Genomic DNA, 18,422 nt, shown 5'->3' on the forward strand with positions numbered 1-18,422 from the left:
CGCGCACTTTTGCTGTGGTCCCTGCCTACAATGACCGTACTTCCCAAAGGAAGGTGGGAAGCAAATGCTTCCGCAAGCTGACACGCCATTTCGCACGAAATTTCAACATTGCTTTTTCCTATGACACTGCCATTCTCAAAAATGGAATTTTTGTATTTGTTTCCCCAGACGACATTTTTATTCACTATGGATGCCGCCTCAATGGTCTTGTGCGGCCAGACAGTCAGATCCTGGTCGAACACAGCCAGTTTTCCGACATCACAGCCTTCTGCCAGAATAACACCGGCTTTTGCCGTGACCATATCGCCTATCTGAGTATCATTGCAGATAACACTGTTATCCAGTATACATTTTCTGCCTATGCTGATGTCATGCCATAACACACTGTTGCGTATTTTGGTTTCAGACAGGATTGTCACATTGTCGCCTATGGAAACATCATGGAGCCGTACATTTTTGCCTATTTTAACATGGGAACCGATGATCACCGTATCGATGATCTCCACAGAGTCATCGATCTCACTTCCCTCTCCCAGATAGAGGATGCCGTCGGGATGTTCTATTCTCTTTCCCGGGAGAGAGACATCGATCCTGTGTTTGAATATATCGCCGTATACTTCTCTGTAACTGTCAGGATTCCCCACATCGCGCCAGTATCCTCTGGCATCGTACGACATCAGGTCAATCCCCTCATGCATCAGCAGAGGAAACAAGTCTTTGGCAAAGTCAAAACTCTCTTCTCCGGGGATATATTCCAGTATCTCAGGCTCGATGACGTAAATCCCGGTATTGATCGTGTCGCTGAACACTTCACCCCAGCTCGGTTTCTCCAGAAATTTTTCAATTTTTCCGTTCTCATCCGCGATCACCACGCCGAACTGCAGCGGATTTTCTACAGAAGTGAGTGTGATCGTCAGTTTGGATTCTATGGCACAGTGGTGGTCAATGATCTTTTCAAAATCAAAATCACTGACAAGATCGCCGCTGACTATGATGAACGTCGTATCCAGGAATTCTTTGGCAACTCTCACCGCTCCGGCAGTTCCGAAATCTTCCTCGGGAAGGACATACTCGATCTTTGCACCGATACTGCTGCCGTCACCAAAATGGTTTTTAATGATCTCAGGCTTGAAATAAAGCAGCACCACGATTTCGGTAATGCCGATATCGACCAGTTTTCTCATCGTATGTTCCATCATGGGAATATTGCAGATGGGCAGCATAGGTTTGGGCATAGAGTGTGTCAGCGGCTGTATCCGGGTCCCGAAACCGCCTGCCATCATCACTGCTTTGATATTTTTAGCCATGGACTATCCTTTCTGAAGTTCAATGACTGAATTGACACTGCCAAAAACATTTTCTACTTCCATCGCATCGGCATCGTTCATCCACTCATTTCCATTGAGTACATATCTGAATTCATGCCTTTGCTCCAGCGGCAGCACTTTTGTAATATAAAAACTGCCGTCTTTTTTTTGCTTCATACTCTCTTTTTCCCAGTCATTCCAGGAACCGGCTATCTCTACACATTCCTGTTCCGCGTCACAGACAACGGTAAATGTTACCCACGCCTTTGTGTCATTTTTTTTGATCTTCAGCATTCTTTTTCCTTTCTCTCTGTTTATTTGCTTTGGAATTTCTTCACCAGTATCTTTTTACCCAGTTCGACACCCGGCTGATCGTAAGTATCTATCTGCATCATTATACCACAGGCGGAAGTCAGTATTTCGTAGTACATAATAAGTTCGCCGATATTCGCTTCACTCATTGTGTCCAGTACGATCCTGTCGACCGGGATGTTTTTTGCCATCAAACTTTCTCTCGTCGCATCACACTCTATATCGATAAGTTCGTTAAAGGTATGGGTATTGACATAATCTGTCTTTTCGATATATTTTAGCGATATATCCGGTATGGACAGATCATGGTCGAAATGCTCTATCTTGATGAACGTCACGGTCTTGTCTCTCATGCCTTCAATGATAAGCTGCAAAAAAGAGTGCTGGTCGACCGAACCGATGTGACCCACAGGTGTCAACCCGGTATGGCTGCCCTTCTCATCTATCTTCCCAAGCGATTCACCCCACAGCTGTACGAACCATTTGCTAAAGTGCTCCAGACAGTCCCCGTAGGAAAAAAGCACCGTTACAGGGTAATGCTCCCTATAGTGTGTCAGAAAATAGGCTTTTCTGAGCAAATGCTCCTCTTTGCCTTCAAAAAAACGTTTGGCAAAATGCCCTGCACCGCCGAGTATGGTTTTTACATCATAGCCCGCAAGCATCAGCGGCACAATACCCACACTGCTCAGTACGGAAAAACGTCCTCCCACATTGGCAGGAATATGAAAGCGTTGTATAGAGTAAAAAGCGGCGAACCGGTCAAGCGGCGAACCTTCATCCGTGACCACCATGATCTGCCGAATATCTCTGCCCTGAAAATCGAGGTCAAAATGCTTGATAACCGCTTTGAAGATGGACGTGGTTTCTATGGTGGAACCGGATTTGGAAACAACGATGAAAAGTGTTTTGTCCCGATTGATCCTGTCAAAATGTGCAAGAAGCGATACCGGGTCCGGATTTTCAAGGAAGAGCATATTTTTCGATTCCGGGTATTTGCTTGCAAGGGCAGCGTGTATCGCCTTGGTTCCCAGAGAGGAACCGCCAATGCCTATTACCGCGACCGTTTCAAGTGTCTTGAGAAAATCAGACTCACGCTCTGCATATGCTTCAAGCTCTCTGGCAATGGCCATAGAATCTTCAGGAAGGGTGTAATACCCGCTGACACCTTCTGCAGCTTCGTTTTCGATGGCACGGAATACATCCGCCAGTTCTGCCTGTTCGGGCTCTTCCCTTTTCAGACTGAAATCCTTTTCATACGTGACCATATGTTGTTCCCTCCTTTTTTAATGATTAATCTATAATCGCATCAACAATCTCTTTGGCCTCTTTCTGCAGTGTGTGTAAATGTTCGGCTGAAAGAAAACTTTCAGCATAGATTTTGTAGATATCTTCTGTACCGGAAGGCCTGAGTGCTACCCATCCGTTCTCTGTAACAATCTTTACTCCGCCGATATCGGCATTGTTCCCCGGTGCTTTGGTATAAATACATTCTATCGTTTCTCCGGCAAGATCGGCTTGATGTATGTCATGGGATGTCAGGTTTTTAAGTTTTTCTTTCTGTGCTTTGCTTGCGGGAGCATCTATTCTTTCATAATACGCTTTGCCGAACGCCTGTTCAAAACCGGCATAAATACGTGCCGGGTCTTTTTGCTCTTTTGCCAGGATCTCCGCCGCAAGAAGATTCAATATAATGCCGTCTTTGTCCGTTGTCCAGACACTTCCGTCAAACCGCAGGAACGAAGCCCCGGCACTCTCCTCTCCGCCAAACCCAAGTTCGCCGTCCATCAGCCCTGTCGAAAACCACTTGAAACCGACCGGTACTTCATACACTGTTTTATGCAGTGACTTTGCGACCCGGTCGATCATGGAACTGGAAACCAGCGTTTTGCCTATGTGCAAATCCTCACGCCACTTTTTCCTCGAGCTGAAAAGATACCAGATCGCTACGCTCAGATAATGGTTCGGGTTCATCAGCCCGCCTTGGGGCGTAACGATGCCGTGCCTGTCAGAGTCCACATCATTGGCAAAGGCAATGTCATACCTGTCTTTCAGTTCAATGAGTCCTGCCATGGCATAGGGTGAAGAACAGTCCATGCGGATCTTCCCGTCATGGTCAAGATGCATAAAAGAGAAAGTCGGGTCTACATAAGGGTCGAGTATATCCATTCCCAGTCCGTACATTTCATTGATCTTCTGATACACGGCAATACTGGCTCCTCCCAGAGGGTTGACACCGATCTTGAGTTTGGCCTTTTGAATGGCAGCCATATCGACGATCTCTTTCAGGGCAGTGACATACGGTGTGGTAAAATCATACGCCGTGATATATCCTGAATTCATCGCTTCTTTCAGGGTACAGGATTTCACCTCTTTCAAGCCGTTCTCCAGTATTTCATTGGCCCGCTTTTCTATCTGTGACGTCACATCGGTATCTGCCGGACCGCCGTTGGGCGGATTGTACTTGTAACCGCCGTCAGACGGCGGATTGTGCGAGGGAGTGATGACAATGCCGTCACAAATGCCGCCATCTTTTTTATTGGCTTCGATAATGGCAAAAGAGACAAGCGGAGTTGCCGTATAACCGTCATCTTCGGCAATCGATATACTGACACGGTTGGCGGTAAAAACTTCTATGGCTGTCAGCTGTGCAGGTGTAGAAAGAGCATGGGTGTCTTTTCCTATGAACAGGGTGCCGTCGATCCCCTGTTCCTTCCTGTAGTCGCAGATCGCCTGGCTTATGGCTTTGACATGGGCTTCATTGAAACTTTTTTTAGAGGCGTTTCCCCGGTGTCCGGAAGTACCGAACGCTACCCTCTGTTCTTTATGGGACATTTCCGGCTTAAGCGTATAGTAGGCACTGATCAGCTTGGGAATGTTTTCCAGCTGCGACTTGGGAACCTTCTTCCCGGCCAATGCATTTAAATTCGATTTTGACATGTTACTCCTTTATTTTTTTGCTGATAGGAACATAGAACATTTCCAGATAGTCTTTCATCATTCTTCTTGCACTGAAATGAGGCGATATGCTCATGATGGCTTTTTTCATTTTTTCAGCCCACGCTTTGGGGAACGATTCTTTGCCTGTTCTGTAAAAAAGAGGAACGATCTCATTTTCAAGCGTATCATAAATGGCATTGGCATCCCGGCTATCGTCTGATGTCTCTTCTCCTATTTTCCAGCCGTTCTCTCCAGTGTAGCCTTCCGGCCACCAGCCGTCCAGCCCGGAGAAATGCAGTGTACCGTTGAGACTGGCTTTCATACCGCTGGTCCCGCAGGCTTCCATGGGGATCTTCGGATTGTTCAGCCATACATCCACGCCCCGTACAAGATATTTCGCCACTTCTTCGCCATAGTCTTCTATGAAGGCGATCCTGCCCTTAAACCGGGGGTTCTGAGCAACTTTGAATATATTTTGTATCATTTTCTTTCCGGGGTTGTCTGAGGGGTGTGCTTTTCCCGTAAAAATGATCTGTACAGGCCTGTCGCTGTTGTTAACGATCTTCTCAAGTCTCTCCAGATCATGCAGTATCAGGTTGGGACGCTTGTAGCTTGTCATTCTGCGTGCAAAACCGATGGTCAGAATATCGGGGTCAAGCATAACGCCTTCCGCCATGGCTACCAGAGGGTCAATACCTTCGTTCGACCATTTCTGCCTTACTCTTTCGCGCACAAAGTTGACAAGACGCACTTTATTGGTATAGTGCATATTCCAGATCTTCTCTGCTTCGATCTCTTCCACCCTGCTCCACACCGCTTCTTCATCTTCAAGGTGCTGCCACTGCTCACCCAGCACCTTGTCATAGGTTCGGGTCAGTTCATCGCTCAGCCAGGTAGGAATGTGCACACCGTTCGTCACGTATTCTATGGGTACATTCTCTTTGTCATCCATCGCAAAGACATCTTTCCATATTTCTTTGGTCACTTCCGAGTGTTTCTTGCTGACAGCATTGCGCTGATGGCACATTTTCAGCCCCAGCACGGTCATGTTGAAACCGGCATTCGGCGCATCCGGATTGATACCGAAACTGAAGAACTGGTCCTTGCTCAGCCCGAGTCTCTGCCAGTAGTCTCTGAAATAATTGCTCATCATATCGAAACTGTACACATCCGTGGCCGCCTGAAGCGGTGTATGCGTTGTAAAAACAGAAGTTTCTTTGACTTTTTCTATCGCCTCTTCCAGACTCATTTTTTCATCTTCAATGAAACTTCTGACCCTTTCAAAAAGCGCAAAAGCCGGATGTCCTTCATTCAAATGGAGAATGGAGTACTTGATGCCGAGCTCTTCGAGCACCCTGTATCCGCCTATGCCGAGCACGATCTGCTGTCTGAGACGCTGGTTCATATCGGGGACATAAAGATGGGAGCTTATGCCTCTGTCCCACGGGTCATTCTGTTCCACATCCGTATCGAGCAGATAGAGGGTCACACGCCCGACATTGATCTTCCAGACAGAAGTGTAGACCGGCGGGTCGATAAAAGGCACCTGTATGGTAAAATGGTTCCCGTTCTCGTCAAGCACCCTTTCAATAGGTGCATTGTCTTTGTCTATGGTTTCATTCGTGCCGTTCTGCCAGCCGTCGCTGCCTATGACCTGCCTGACATAGCCCTGTGCGTACATAAAGCCGATCCCTACGAGAGGAAGCCCCATATCGCTTGACTCTTTAAGAATGTCGCCGGCAAGAAAGCCGAGCCCGCCTGAATAAATGGGTACGGAATGGTGCAGTCCGTACTCTGCGCAGAAGTAGGCGACAGGAAGCGGCTCTTCTTCGGCATAGACCCGGCTGTCCTGCATATAGTCCCTGAACAGGGCATGTACATACTGGTATTCTTTCATAAAGGTTTCATCCTCTGTCAGCGCAGCAATATCCTCTTGGGAAAGTGCATTGAGCATTTTAATGGGGTTGTGGCTGCTCTCTTTCCACAAATAGGGATTGATGAGCTTAAAAAGGTTTTTCCCCCGGGGGTTCCATGTCCACCAGAGATTGAGTGCTATGTCACTTAGAAATTCTATCTCTTTGGGCAGTTTCGGTATGGCGATATTTTTTGAAGGATCACTTGCAAACATTTTTTCACTTTATAAGGGTATTTTTATGTTGTAGATATCTATCTGATACACTACTACTTCTATAATGTTACCATACAAAGGTAACGAAAAGATAATAGAACAACGCTATGCGCCCATATTTTCCAGTTCAAGCAGTCTCGTATCCAGATCAGATTTTAAATGGTAGTAGGCATCGGGGTTGAGTGCCCCGTTCTGGTAGAGTTCCAGCAAATTGGCTTTTTGTGTCATGATCTCCCGGCGCCTGAAACGCATGGTCTCTTCCTCGACCAGAGCATCCCGGTCTATGTCGAGCGCATCCAGGTCGGCTTTGGCTTCATCGAGCTGTTTCTGGTACTCTTCTTTAAGGTTCTCGGCACTGCTTTTGCTAAGCATACGTCTTTTTTCCGCCCTATCCAGATCGTCAAGGGCATCTTCAAGCAGGGAAATGCGGGCTTTAAGCTCTTCATAGCCGAAAACCTGTGTCCGTTTGCTGATAATACCAAGCATTTTCAGCAGCGGTGTCATCGTCAGGCCCTGTACAAAGATCGAAAGCAGTACGACACCGAAGACAAGAGTGACGATCACTTCTTTCATCGCCATACTGTCAGGCAGACTGAGCGCAAGCACCATCGAAAGCGCTCCCCGGAGCCCGCCCCATTCCATGGCAAGACTCCAGCGGAAAGGAAAGTGCAGCCTTGTAGGGTAAAAAACGGCCCAGGTACTGCTGACAACGATCAGTCTGGCAAGCAATACGGAAACATAGGCGATGAGCACAACAGGCCAGAGTTCCCAGAGCATTTTAAGATTGATGGCAAAGCCCATCAAGAGAAAAATAAGTGAGTTCAGCGCGAAAGCGATATATTCCCAGAAGGCCTCGGTAGTAATGCGTATGGAAGGGAAAAGTACTCCCTGAAAGCCTTTATTGCCGCATATCAGTCCTGTCGCAACCGTACTCATGACACCCGATACACCAAGCTTGTCCGCAATCAGAAAAGAACCGTACGCTGCAACTGTCGTGACGGTAATGGTCACCATGGCATCATCGAGATGACGCATTAGCATTGCAGCCAGCAGTCCCACCATCACACCGACCAGAAGACCGAAACCGACAATCCGGAAAAAATCTACCAGTGCCTGCTGCGGCGTTCCCAGATCACCATGAAGAAACTGCATGGCAAGTACGAAAACCACAATAGAGGTACCGTCGTTGAGCAGACTTTCGCTTTCTATGAGCAGACGCAGCCTGCGCGGAGCACCGAGTTCCTTAAAAATGGAAATGACAGAAACAGGGTCGGTGGCTGCTACAGCCGCACCGAACAAAATGGCAAGCGGCCAGGTAAATGCGTCAATACCGGCAAACCAGACACTTGCCGGTACCAGTACCGCCGCCGTGACCACGGTTGAAATAATGACCCCGGGAATGACAAAGACGGCAATAAGCCAGAAATCTTTTGCCATATCGGAGGTACGCAGATGGATTGCCGCTTCAAAAATGAGTCCGGGAAGAAAAATGGCATACAGCATTTCCTGACTGATCTTCGGGGCATGCAGCAGCTGCGCCGCACCCAGGGCCAATCCGACCGCCATTAATGCGATCGTATAGGGAAGATGGATGCGTTTTGCCAAAACCGCAACAGTAGATGCAATGACAAACAGTATCAGAACAACCGATTCATTACCCATACTGCACGCTCCCTACATCTGGTAAAACATAACCATACTCAAACCGACGGTAACAAGAAATGCAAAGCCCGAGAAAAAGTTGTTGAATTTTGAGTTGGTGTATTGTCCCATGATCTTCTTGTTATTGGAGATCATCAGTGTAATGACTATGAGAAGCGGGATCAGCATGCCGTCAAGCACCTGAGAATAGTACAGTGCATCTACCGCACTGATCTGCGGTACAAGATCGATAACATTCCCGAAGATCAATGCACCTACAAAAACAAAATAAAAACCCTTGGCATCACTGACTTTGTTTTCCATTCCCTCACGCCATCCGAATGTGTCGGCAACGGCATACGCGGTAGAACCTGCAAGTACGGGTATTGCCAGCAGTCCGGAAATAATAATACCAAAACTGAAAAGCAGAAAGGCATACTGACCGCTGACAGGTTCAAGTGCCTGTGCCAGTGTAGAGACATCCTGGATATTGGCGCCGCTTCCATAGAGTATTACTGCTCCCGTAATGATCATGCAGTATGCCAGCAGATTGGAATAAACCATACCTACGACCGTGTCAAAACTGACATCATCGGCCTGCACGACACTCTTTTTTTCCTCTTTCTCCTCTGCTGCCTGCCAGAAAACCAGATAGGGAGAGATCGTCGTACCCAGCATCCCGAGGGCGGCAATGATCCAGGCAGAACTGCTTTGGATATGCGGAATGAACGTATTGGCCAGCACTTTGACAATATCGGGCTTTGCCATAATGGCAGAGATGACATAGACAACAAGCACTGCTGTCAGCGAGATCAATACATTTCTAATGGTTTTATACTGTCCGAAAAGGACTAGGTAGAGGATCAACGCAGTGACAGGAACGAGAAAATAAATGGTCTGGTATCCGGTAAGGACATGAAAGATCTCTGCAATGCCGTTCATATCCGCTCCAATGGTCAGGATATTGGCAACGGCGAGTACCATGATCATCAGTATGGAGAGTTTTTTGGAGTAGAATGCCGTCGTGATCTCAGGAAGGCTTTTCCCTGTTACGATCGCGATCTGCGCCACCGTGTTCTGAATGGCGATCATCATCGGTGTGGAAAGCAGCAGAAGCCACAGTTGTGAGAATCCGGTCGTCGCGCCTACTACCGTATAAGTCACAATACCCGCCGGGTCATCCCCGGCACCTCCGGTAATCAGCCCGGGGCCAAGTTTCTTGATGCGGGAGCGGTTCTTTGCTATTTGTCTACGTATCATTTCCCTTAGGGGCATTTCTCTTCTCCTCTGAAGTATTGTGTACCTGTATCAGGCCCGTTTATCGGCATTTTACTGCCCCCACAGCCCTTTGATACCGCCAATAAGGAACTGCGCGGCGATCGCCCCTACTACCAGGCCCATGATCCGCGTCAGGATCTTCATACCCGTGATACCGAGCACTTTATGGATAGCCCCGGCATATCGAAGTGTAAAGAAAATGGTGATCGCTGCAATCAGCAGGGAGATACTTACGATACTGTAACTCACGAGGTGGGAGTACTCACCGGAGATATTGTTATTGAGCACGATGATGGTCGCGATGACTCCCGGCCCGAATAAAATAGGAATCCCGATAGGCACGATGGAGACATCCTCTTTTTCCTCTGCTTCATCATGTTCTGCCTGGGTATGTCTCGATTTGCTGGACTGTCCATACGCCATATTGATGGCGATCAGCATCAGGATCACCCCGCCGATCACTTTGATCGACATGACATTGATACCAAAAATCTTGAAAATGAATTCACCGCCGAACAGGGTGACCAGGGAAGCAATAAAGACTGTCATAGTAGCCTTGAAGGCTACCGAACGCATAGTCGATGGGGTGGTATTGTCCACCATAGTGACCATAATGCTGGCAGCAGCGATCGGGTTTAAAATAGTAATGAGTCCGATGGTGTCGTGCAGTACCAGTGACAAATAAGTCTGTATCATAGGTATACCTTTTAACCGTATAAGCGTCTAAAAAGCATCATTCCCAGCAGTGTCGCAACCACACACAAAAAGACATTCAGAGTGATGTTCATCGTCACACGGCCCCACAGTCCGCCCTGAAGCATCGTAACAGTTTCGAGCGAAAATGTGGAAAAGGTTGTCAACGCACCGAGCATTCCGGTGATCACCAGTGCTTTCTGCTGCGGAGCAACGACCGATTCAAAATAAAGTGCCATAAAACCGATAATAAAACTGCCCAGTACGTTCACACTCAATGTACCTACAGGAAAGAGTGCCGGTGAAAGTTTCTGAACCCAGCCGCTGATCAGAAAACGCAAAATCGCTCCCACAAAACCGCCTGTACCTACGGCAAGCAACAAAAGAGGCTGCATTACGCTTCTCCAAATTTGGGATGGTGGTACTGAAGCACTTCAGTATCGCTCATGGTCACAAGCCCCTCGTCTATCATCTTCCCTGCTTCATCGAGAAAAGCTCTTATGTGTTCTTCCGTATCGATGATGGTAATGACCAACGGTACTTTTTGTCTGAGTACCCAGACATTGAAACTGTGTATCTCCGAATGCACACCGAGCCCGGCAACTGCTTTCATGACGGTTGCTCCGGAAATTCCGCTCTCTTTTGCCCGTGCCAGAAGTGCTTCAAAAAGCGGCTTGCTTTCAAAAGTATCTTCATTGCTGATATAGATCTTCAACTCTTTACGTTTTCCCAGATAACGCTGCATATGTTTCCTTTTTACAGATTTGGTATTTCTTTTATTGGTTTAAGAGATTATACTACGTTCTCTCTTTGGGCATGTATTGGCGTTCAGTCACAAAGGAGACACCTTCGTCAACGGAGCGGATATGCAGATCCCTCTGAGGGAAAGGAATCTCAATATTGTTTTCATACAGTACCTTGTAGATCAAAACTAAAAACTCAGATTTTGTCCGTTTGGGTCTGCGCATTTTTGCACCTTCTATCCATACCAAAAGTTCAAAATCAACGCTGCTGTCGCCCATTCCTGTCATAATGACACGGTTTCTTTTATCGGGAGCATCATGTATCTCATTCCTGTATTCACTCTCCATTACCGCTTTCATCACGATATCCATCACTTGCTGCGGGTCAGTTCCGTACTTGACACCAAAGGGTATGAAAAAGCGGCGAAGGTTGTCCCGCATGGTCCAGTTGACGACATTGCTCTCTATAAAACGCTGGTTTGGCACGATAATATCTATATTGTCATTGGTATTGATGGTGGTCGAACGCATTCTGATATCGGTAATATAGCCTTTGAGCGTATCGTCAAGTTCAACATAATCACCTATTTTGACACTGCGTTCAAACATAAGAATAAGCCCGGAAACAAGATTTGAGACAATGTTTTTCAATCCAAACCCTATACCTACCGAAAGGGCGCCGGCTACAAGGGCGAGCGAAGAGAGTTTGATCCCGAGTACATTCAGTACCATGAAAAAGGCGATCAGAAGAATAATATAATAACCGATATTCGCCAGGATCGTACGGGTAGAAGTCGTAAGAGAATGTCTGTTCAGACTCAAGTCCTGAATTCTGCCTTTGTAAAATGAACCGATAAGAAATCCCGCTACGAGAATGATCAAAGCCCAAAACAGTTTAAAAACGCTTATCGGTGTTTTGTTGATCATAAAAATGGGACGATTGACAAGGTCCCAGCTCTGTTGAAAGATATCTTTAAGCTCCTGTATTCCTGAGCCTTCAAATGTTTCAATCTGTCCCAAATAGTGTTTCTCCATAGATTCAAGCAGGGCCATAACTGCTTTGGCAGAAACAGAAAGTTCGGGAGTACTGCGAAGCAAGGCTTTTATGGTTTTGGCCAGAGCAAATACCTGGTGTTCTTTCCTTTTGAGGGCATGAGAGAAAAGCAGAAACTCATAGCTCGCTGTTTCTTTGACTGTCTGGGCATAAAGTTTTTGTATTTTTTGTATTTTTTTATCTATAATAAAAGTATCTGTCTTGTCGTTTACCAGCTCTGTCTGCTCTTTGTCGATCTGCAGTCTGTTTAGATCAAGATGCAGTTTCTGTACAAGTGCCTGTTTGGTACTGAGCATTTTACCGGCAGCTGCACTGTCAATGGAGATCTGTTCCAGAGACAGTGTCAGTATCTTCGAAATCTTTTGCATTTGCTGATGCTGTATATCCATTTCCTTGTTATATAACAGTGTATTGTGATGATAAAGTGCATCTTGAAGCTGATAGGAAAGCAGTTTGGGATCATTTTGGTCCAGTTTGTATATTTCGGATTCTACGGTTTTGATTTTTTGGCGGCTGTTCTTCAGTTGACGCCTGAGATGTTCATTGTGTATCGCTATGTCAATGTAGGCAGCAAAAAGTATACGGTAGTCATTACTGTTCTTCGGCATACGCAGTGCAATAGTCGGCATATGCTTCTGCGGCTGTCTCAGAAGTATCTCCAGCAGCGATTTTTCCAATGCCGTTTCAGAGGTAACATTTTTTTCCTGCTCCAGGGACAAAAGCAGTTTTTTGTATACCGTTTTGTCCGCGTACTCCAAAGTAGTATTCATATCTGCAGCCTGGCTGCTAAGCAGAAAAAGACACATAAAGGAAACAAGGAAAAATACAGTTTTCAAAATCCGGACTCCTTATTTCAAGATTTATGTCTATCCTCACAAAGCTTGTAACAATCTTATCGAATTTATGATAAAACAGAATTGATTGCAGTAAAACCAATATCATTATTTTCAGAATTTGGCGGGGAATGCATTGTTTTATGATTTTAGCAGCATTGATGCAGAAGAATAATTCCAAACATTGCTAAAAAGCGACAAGTACCTCTTTTAAAATAAGGGTACCGTCTTGGCAGTCTACCCATTATCGGGCAGGAAGGATGTGTTCTTATTTGACTATTTTGTCTATCTTGTCGACCGTTTTCATTTCGGTTTTGTTCACTGTTTTTTTCTCACCGGCCTTGCCCTCTTTGTTAAAGGTTGTGTCGTCCATTTTAGTATCGAAATTTCTCTTCTCTTCTTCTTCTTCCACTTTCGCTTTTGCTGCCGGCACACCTTCTGTCAACTTTGGGTTGGCCAAAGCTTTTTGTTCTTTTTGTGCTACCGAATCAGTCAGTGCAGATTTGTTCGCCGCCTCCTGACTTTGACAAGCTGTCGTTCCCAACACAATTGCAACGAATATTGCGGATGTCATGATACTCTTTTTCATAGATCTCTCCTTTTGGAATGGTATTTTTGGTTACACTCTGGAAACCTCTAAACTTAGTTTATACCCTCTAACGGGCACTCCTAATTTCAGATTCCAACTATTATACCATCCTTTAAACATGAGAAAATTGATTCAGGTCAATCCGTATATGGAAACAATAATCCTGTTTTTGGATTACAGTATCTCTTCAAGATCATGAGCCAGTTCATCCGCTTTTGTTTTTTCACGGCTTTTGGCATGGGCCAGTGTTGCTCCCACTGCCCCGAGAAAACTCAGCACAATAAATATCCACGGGTTGATGATATCATAGGCATAATAGTCTATCATCGCCGTCAAGGCGATGAAAAGGACAAAATAGACTGTAAAAAGTGCTATTTTATGCTTCAGTTTCATTTTTGTTATCTTTTTCTGTTTTGTCATCTTTTTCTGTTTTGTTAGCGTCTTCTGTTTTATTCTCTTTTTCTGCCGTATCAAGGAACATACCGCCTGAAAGCAGTGCTACACCGTCAAACAGCAGACTGATACCGACAAGCAGCCCTACCATAAAGAGAGAACTGAATGGCCAGCCTATCAGAAAGATAAAACCGAGAATCAGGGAAGTGACAGCATTGACAAGCCACATCCACCAGATCTTTTGCGGTTTGAGTGAAAAAGCAAGACCGAATCCGGCAAAGGCATCTGTGAAAAAATAGATGGCGAACAGAAGTCCCAGTGCCGCAATACCCTGCATCGGATAAAATATCATGAAGAGTGAAACGACGATCAGCACAAAACTTTTAAGCCATCCCGCCCAGTCATTTTTATTGCTTATCCAGGTAAGCCACCCGGCAGAAATACCCGCGAACAGCATAAGGTACGCTACAAACGCTAAAGTAGTAAACGACATAAAAGTAGGGAAAATGATCCCTACTGCACCGAGTATAATAAAAAGCGTACCGCTTATCTTTGCATATTTTCTAAAATTGTCTACCAAATTTTTATTGATATTCATTTCGAGACTCAAATTATTGTTCCAGTTCCACATTCTGTTTCCTTTGGGTTATTTTAATGTTTTTTTCTCGTCCTGATGGACTTCTTTTTTAAATTCGGGCGTATCCGTTTTTGCTTTTACAGACTCTTTTTTTTCAAATTTATTGACTTTTGTTTCTGCTGCTGCCTCTTGTGCCGGGTTTGGCAGGCGCATTTTTGAAATTCTTGTCCGATCAATAATTTTTTTCATGTCGACTTTCATTTTATCATACAGTTTCTCCACTTCATTCTTGCCTTTGATCTCTGCCTGGATCTTGTCAATATCACTGTTGAGCAGGGTGTAGTCTGCTTCATGTTTCTTCGTATAACCGAGGAGTTCCGCACGTTTCAATTCTTCTTTGGCCGCCTGGAGCAGTTTGCCAGCTTCCTCTTTCTTGCTTTTGTCCAGTTTGGATGCTTCAACGATGAGATCCTGTGTTGCCAGCAGCGGCGTAGGAACAATTGCTTCAAATACCACCAGACTGTTCATTGCTTCTGCAATCGCAGCAACAGCGGCTTTTGTATCTCCTTTGTTGAGAGCATCAAGCGCTTTTTTCGTTGCCAAAGGATAAATTTTCATAGGAATGGAAATAGTCGTAATATCCAACTCGTCTTTCAACGGCGCTATCGTGTCTATGGCTATCTGTGTGTCATGCGCTTTCAGGAGCTGCTCTGCCAGTTTGATTCTGGCAGAGATCACTTTCGATGAGCCGAGGAATTCATACGCCTGGAATCTTTCATCTATAGGGATCAGGTCAAGTTCCGGGTTTACCTTGAGTGCAGCATCGAAACTTTTTGTTGCTGCTTCAAGTGCTTTTTTGGCTTCATCTTTTTTGTTTCCCTGCAATGCTTTGAGGGCCTGGAATGTATTTTGCATACCGGTCACGATCTCTTTGGGTGCCTGCTTGTGGTTCTTCACCTCTTGCTGCATTACATTTCGTACCAGTACTTTTTTATCTGTTTTTGCCTGAAGTGCTGTTGCCCCGAGAAGCAAACCGCATGCCAATGTTGAAAGTAAAAATCTTTTTTTCATTTTATATCCTTTAATATAGTTATTGTTTACAAATATATTGTAGTAACGCAGGTATAACCGTTATTTAACAGAACTCATTCTGAAATACTCTGTTTTATGGTTTTTGCCAAGTCCGGATAGTAATGTTCAAGGCGGGCTAATTCTTTACTCAGCGTCTCATTCAGACCGTGCTCTTTTTCCCGGATATCCTGCAAGAACCTGATACGTCGTTCTACAAAGTAGAAATAAAGCAAAATACTCACACCGGCAGCATACAGGCACCACAGGGATGTAAATCCGTATGGTTTGACAAGATAGACCACGGTGAGTCCCAAAAGGTTCAGCCAGCCGAAAAGCTGAATGGCAATACTGCTGCTGAGTATAAGTGCTCCGCAGGTTGTAATGATATAGCCTACAGCCAGCCAGAAGTGTTCTGTAGCAGGATTTTCATAGGCCAGAACACCGTCCACGATGGACACATGTGTCGGTACAATTGAAAGTTTCCACAATGAATATGCTGTTAAAAAAGCACCTAAATACATAAGGAATGCGATCAGGTGCTTGCGCATGCCTGTGGGCTGAAGCAGCCAGATGGCCAGAGGTACAAGGAACTGCAGCAGGCCCTGTGCATAAAATACAAAAATATTTTCTGCCATATGCAGTGCCCTGGTCCCTATGAGATGATACATCCCGAGCCAGACGAAGCCCTGTGTGAACTGGTGCAGAGAAAAAAACAGCGGCAAACTGGCAAACACCACTTCATTGGGAGAACTCACTTTTCTCAAAGTCATAATACCTACGATGAAGATCGCTCCGGAAAGTGTAAAATTCAATATAGCAAAAAACAATTTCTATCCTTTCATTAAATCCAAAATCCCACTCCGATAGTGACAACACCGAGAAGTGCGATCCATAGGGCAGGATGCATACCGCCTTTCAGACCGCCGAACCAAAGTGCATACGCAGATTTGAGTATATTGTTACTTCCCGCTGCGATCATTATAGCAGAAACCAATTGTGTATCTGCAACAGAATATTTACCGGTAAGAAGGGAAAGCACAAAGGGGTCGATATCGGTAAACCCTACTGCAAAAGAGAGGACCCTTAAACCGTTGTTTCCATAATGCTGCATCACGAAATCTGTAAGAAACATCATCAGTGCGAACAAAAAGGCAAATAAAAATGCCGTACCTAGTTCCAGCGGGTTTTTGTCAACAAAATCAGGTTTGACACTGCTTTCTTTTTTGAGCCTCAGATAAAATGCTGCAATGATCAAGCCTGCCAGCGCCAAGCCGAAAAACGGCAGGGCAAGAGCACGTGCTATCTGTACATTGAATACCAGCGCCACTATCACCAGCCTGATGTACATCATCGAAGTCGCCGCAATGATACCTGCAGTGATGACTGCACGGTTTCCGGTATTTTTCGCTTTGCGTGCCAAAACAACGGTCGTAGCTGTAGAAGAATAGGTTCCTCCGAAAATACCGGTCAGAAAATATCCTTTTGAAGGGAAAAAATATTTCTGGACAAGATAGCCGCCGTAACTGATACCCGAGATCACTACGACAGCGAGCCACAGCTTGAATGGCGAAATAGGAAGGTATGGGATAACATTGGTCCGCGGCAGCAGCGGAAGGATCACCGCCGACAAAAGTACCATTTTCCCCAAAGTTTCCAATTCATGCGTATTGATACCGCCGCTGAGCCGCTGTAAAGACGGTTTGGCATTTAAAAGAAAAATGATCAGCACAAAAAGAAGCGAAGGCATCCATAGGGGAAAACGCTCTGTCATCGGACCGAAGGCATAGACACTGAGCATCACTACAAAGGGCAGGATGCTTGACCTTCCTTCTTCTACCTTTTTCATATATAACACAAGAAAGAGCAGAGAAAGTACGATCAATACAGCGAGATAAAGCATTAAATGTACCGTATCGATCTTGTAAAAAATATATCCCAGCAGCCCTATGAACGTATAGGTACGTGCCGTCCCGAAGTAAATATTCCCTTTTTGGGCATGATATTGCTGACGGTACGTCTTTAACTCCATACCGACCAGAAAACTGAAAGCAACGGTAATGACCAGATGGATAAGATCGGGGGCCAGACTCATGGTGCGATCATTCCTTTTTCATAACAGACAGGATCAAACTTGCAAATAACATCATGGTCATATGCCAGCAATGCCTTGTCTTTGTCAGGATAGTCATTGAGACTTAAAAAATGTTTTATGATATTGATACGTGCCTCTTTTTTGTCATCGGTATGGACAACATACCAGGGTGCATAGACAAAAGAAGTTTTATTGAACATTTCATCTCTCGTTTTGGAGTAGGCATTCCACATTTTCTGTGCCTTGGCATCTATGGGGCTGAGTTTCCACTGTTTCAGCGGATCAGTCTTGCGTGCTTCCAGACGTTTTTTTTGCTCTTTTTGGGAAATATCGAGATAATATTTGAAAAAACGGATATTGGAGTGCGTCAGCATTTCTTCAAAACTGCCTACTTCTTCCATAAAAGCCTCATACTGTTTTTTGGTACAAAAACCCATGACTTTTTCCACACCGGCACGGTTATACCAGCTTCGGTTGAAGAAAACGATCTCCCCTCCACTGGGAAGATGAGGCACATACCGTTGAAAATACCATGAATTTTTCTCTTTGTCGCTGGGTATTCCGAGGGCGACAGTACGTGCTTCCCGGGGACTTAAATGTTCGGTAAAACGTTTGATTGTCCCGTCCTTCCCGGCCGTATCGCGCCCCTCAAGGACGATACACACAGCAACATTCTTTTCGATCACATATTTTTGGAATTTGACCAATTCCACCTGTAATCTGTAGAGTTCTTTTTTATACAGCTTTTTTTTCATTCTATCTGTCCTTGCTTCA

General features: G+C 45.4%; 18 protein-coding genes. All 18 read right to left on the bottom strand.

Features of this window, described 5'->3' with window-relative positions:
• A partial coding sequence (locus F8L24_RS01985) for a sugar phosphate nucleotidyltransferase (RefSeq protein ID WP_294951223.1) occupies positions 1-1,307 on the bottom strand: 1,307 nt, incomplete at its 3' end.
• A gap of 3 nt (positions 1,308-1,310) precedes the next feature.
• The gene (locus F8L24_RS01990; RefSeq protein ID WP_294951224.1) at positions 1,311-1,601 is read right to left on the bottom strand and encodes an isoamylase early set domain-containing protein; all 291 of its coding nucleotides are present in this window, start codon (positions 1,599-1,601) and stop codon (positions 1,311-1,313) included.
• A gap of 20 nt (positions 1,602-1,621) precedes the next feature.
• Complete coding sequence (locus F8L24_RS01995; protein WP_294951225.1) at positions 1,622-2,884, bottom strand: glucose-6-phosphate isomerase; 1,263 nt, start codon at positions 2,882-2,884, stop codon at positions 1,622-1,624.
• Positions 2,885-2,909: 25 nt separating this feature from the next.
• On the bottom strand, positions 2,910-4,556 hold the full coding sequence (gene pgm, locus F8L24_RS02000; protein WP_294951226.1) for a phosphoglucomutase (alpha-D-glucose-1,6-bisphosphate-dependent): 1,647 nt from the start codon (positions 4,554-4,556) through the stop codon (positions 2,910-2,912).
• A gap of 1 nt (position 4,557) precedes the next feature.
• The gene (gene glgP, locus F8L24_RS02005) at positions 4,558-6,684 is read right to left on the bottom strand and encodes an alpha-glucan family phosphorylase (protein ID WP_294951227.1); all 2,127 of its coding nucleotides are present in this window, start codon (positions 6,682-6,684) and stop codon (positions 4,558-4,560) included.
• A gap of 105 nt (positions 6,685-6,789) precedes the next feature.
• Positions 6,790-8,346, bottom strand: a complete 1,557-nt coding sequence (locus F8L24_RS02010) for a cation:proton antiporter (RefSeq protein ID WP_294951228.1) — start codon at positions 8,344-8,346, stop codon at positions 6,790-6,792.
• A 12-nt stretch (positions 8,347-8,358) separates the two neighbouring features.
• A complete protein-coding gene (locus F8L24_RS02015) occupies positions 8,359-9,585 on the bottom strand; it encodes an Nramp family divalent metal transporter (RefSeq protein WP_294951229.1) in 1,227 nt (408 codons plus the stop codon).
• 69 nt (positions 9,586-9,654) lie between these two features.
• Entirely contained in the window at positions 9,655-10,299 is a 645-nt protein-coding gene (locus F8L24_RS02020) for a MarC family protein (RefSeq protein ID WP_294951230.1), read from the bottom strand.
• 11 nt (positions 10,300-10,310) lie between these two features.
• Positions 10,311-10,691, bottom strand: a complete 381-nt coding sequence (gene crcB / locus F8L24_RS02025; protein WP_294951231.1) for a fluoride efflux transporter CrcB — start codon at positions 10,689-10,691, stop codon at positions 10,311-10,313.
• Positions 10,691-11,041, bottom strand: coding sequence for a DUF190 domain-containing protein (locus F8L24_RS02030; RefSeq protein ID WP_294951232.1), 351 nt, complete (start codon positions 11,039-11,041; stop codon positions 10,691-10,693). The genes crcB and F8L24_RS02030 overlap by 1 nt, the downstream gene beginning before the upstream one ends.
• 52 nt (positions 11,042-11,093) lie before the next feature.
• Complete coding sequence (locus F8L24_RS02035) at positions 11,094-12,929, bottom strand: mechanosensitive ion channel domain-containing protein (protein WP_294951233.1); 1,836 nt, start codon at positions 12,927-12,929, stop codon at positions 11,094-11,096.
• A gap of 265 nt (positions 12,930-13,194) precedes the next feature.
• Complete coding sequence (locus tag F8L24_RS02040) at positions 13,195-13,515, bottom strand: hypothetical protein (protein WP_294951234.1); 321 nt, start codon at positions 13,513-13,515, stop codon at positions 13,195-13,197.
• Positions 13,516-13,689: 174 nt separating this feature from the next.
• Positions 13,690-13,908, bottom strand: coding sequence for a hypothetical protein (locus F8L24_RS02045; protein ID WP_294951235.1), 219 nt, complete (start codon positions 13,906-13,908; stop codon positions 13,690-13,692).
• Positions 13,892-14,539 carry a DUF308 domain-containing protein gene (locus F8L24_RS02050; protein WP_294951237.1) on the bottom strand — a complete coding sequence of 216 codons (648 nt, stop codon included), beginning with the start codon at positions 14,537-14,539 and terminating at the stop codon, positions 13,892-13,894. Before F8L24_RS02050 ends, F8L24_RS02045 begins: the two co-directional genes overlap by 17 nt.
• 15 nt (positions 14,540-14,554) lie before the next feature.
• A complete protein-coding gene (locus F8L24_RS02055) occupies positions 14,555-15,556 on the bottom strand; it encodes a YfdX family protein (RefSeq protein WP_294951239.1) in 1,002 nt (333 codons plus the stop codon).
• Between the two features lie 74 nt (positions 15,557-15,630).
• Positions 15,631-16,383, bottom strand: a complete 753-nt coding sequence (locus F8L24_RS02060; protein ID WP_294951241.1) for a DUF6629 family protein — start codon at positions 16,381-16,383, stop codon at positions 15,631-15,633.
• Between the two features lie 14 nt (positions 16,384-16,397).
• Positions 16,398-17,648: a DUF4010 domain-containing protein gene (locus tag F8L24_RS02065; RefSeq protein WP_294951243.1), complete on the bottom strand. Its 1,251-nt coding sequence runs from the start codon at positions 17,646-17,648 to the stop codon at positions 16,398-16,400.
• Entirely contained in the window at positions 17,645-18,403 is a 759-nt protein-coding gene (gene ppk2, locus F8L24_RS02070) for a polyphosphate kinase 2 (RefSeq protein ID WP_294951245.1), read from the bottom strand. Before ppk2 ends, F8L24_RS02065 begins: the two co-directional genes overlap by 4 nt.
• Positions 18,404-18,422 lie beyond the last annotated feature (19 nt).

Origin of the sequence: Sulfurovum sp. (assembly GCF_015493435.1) — a bacterium.
GTDB lineage: Bacteria > Campylobacterota > Campylobacteria > Campylobacterales > Sulfurovaceae > Sulfurovum.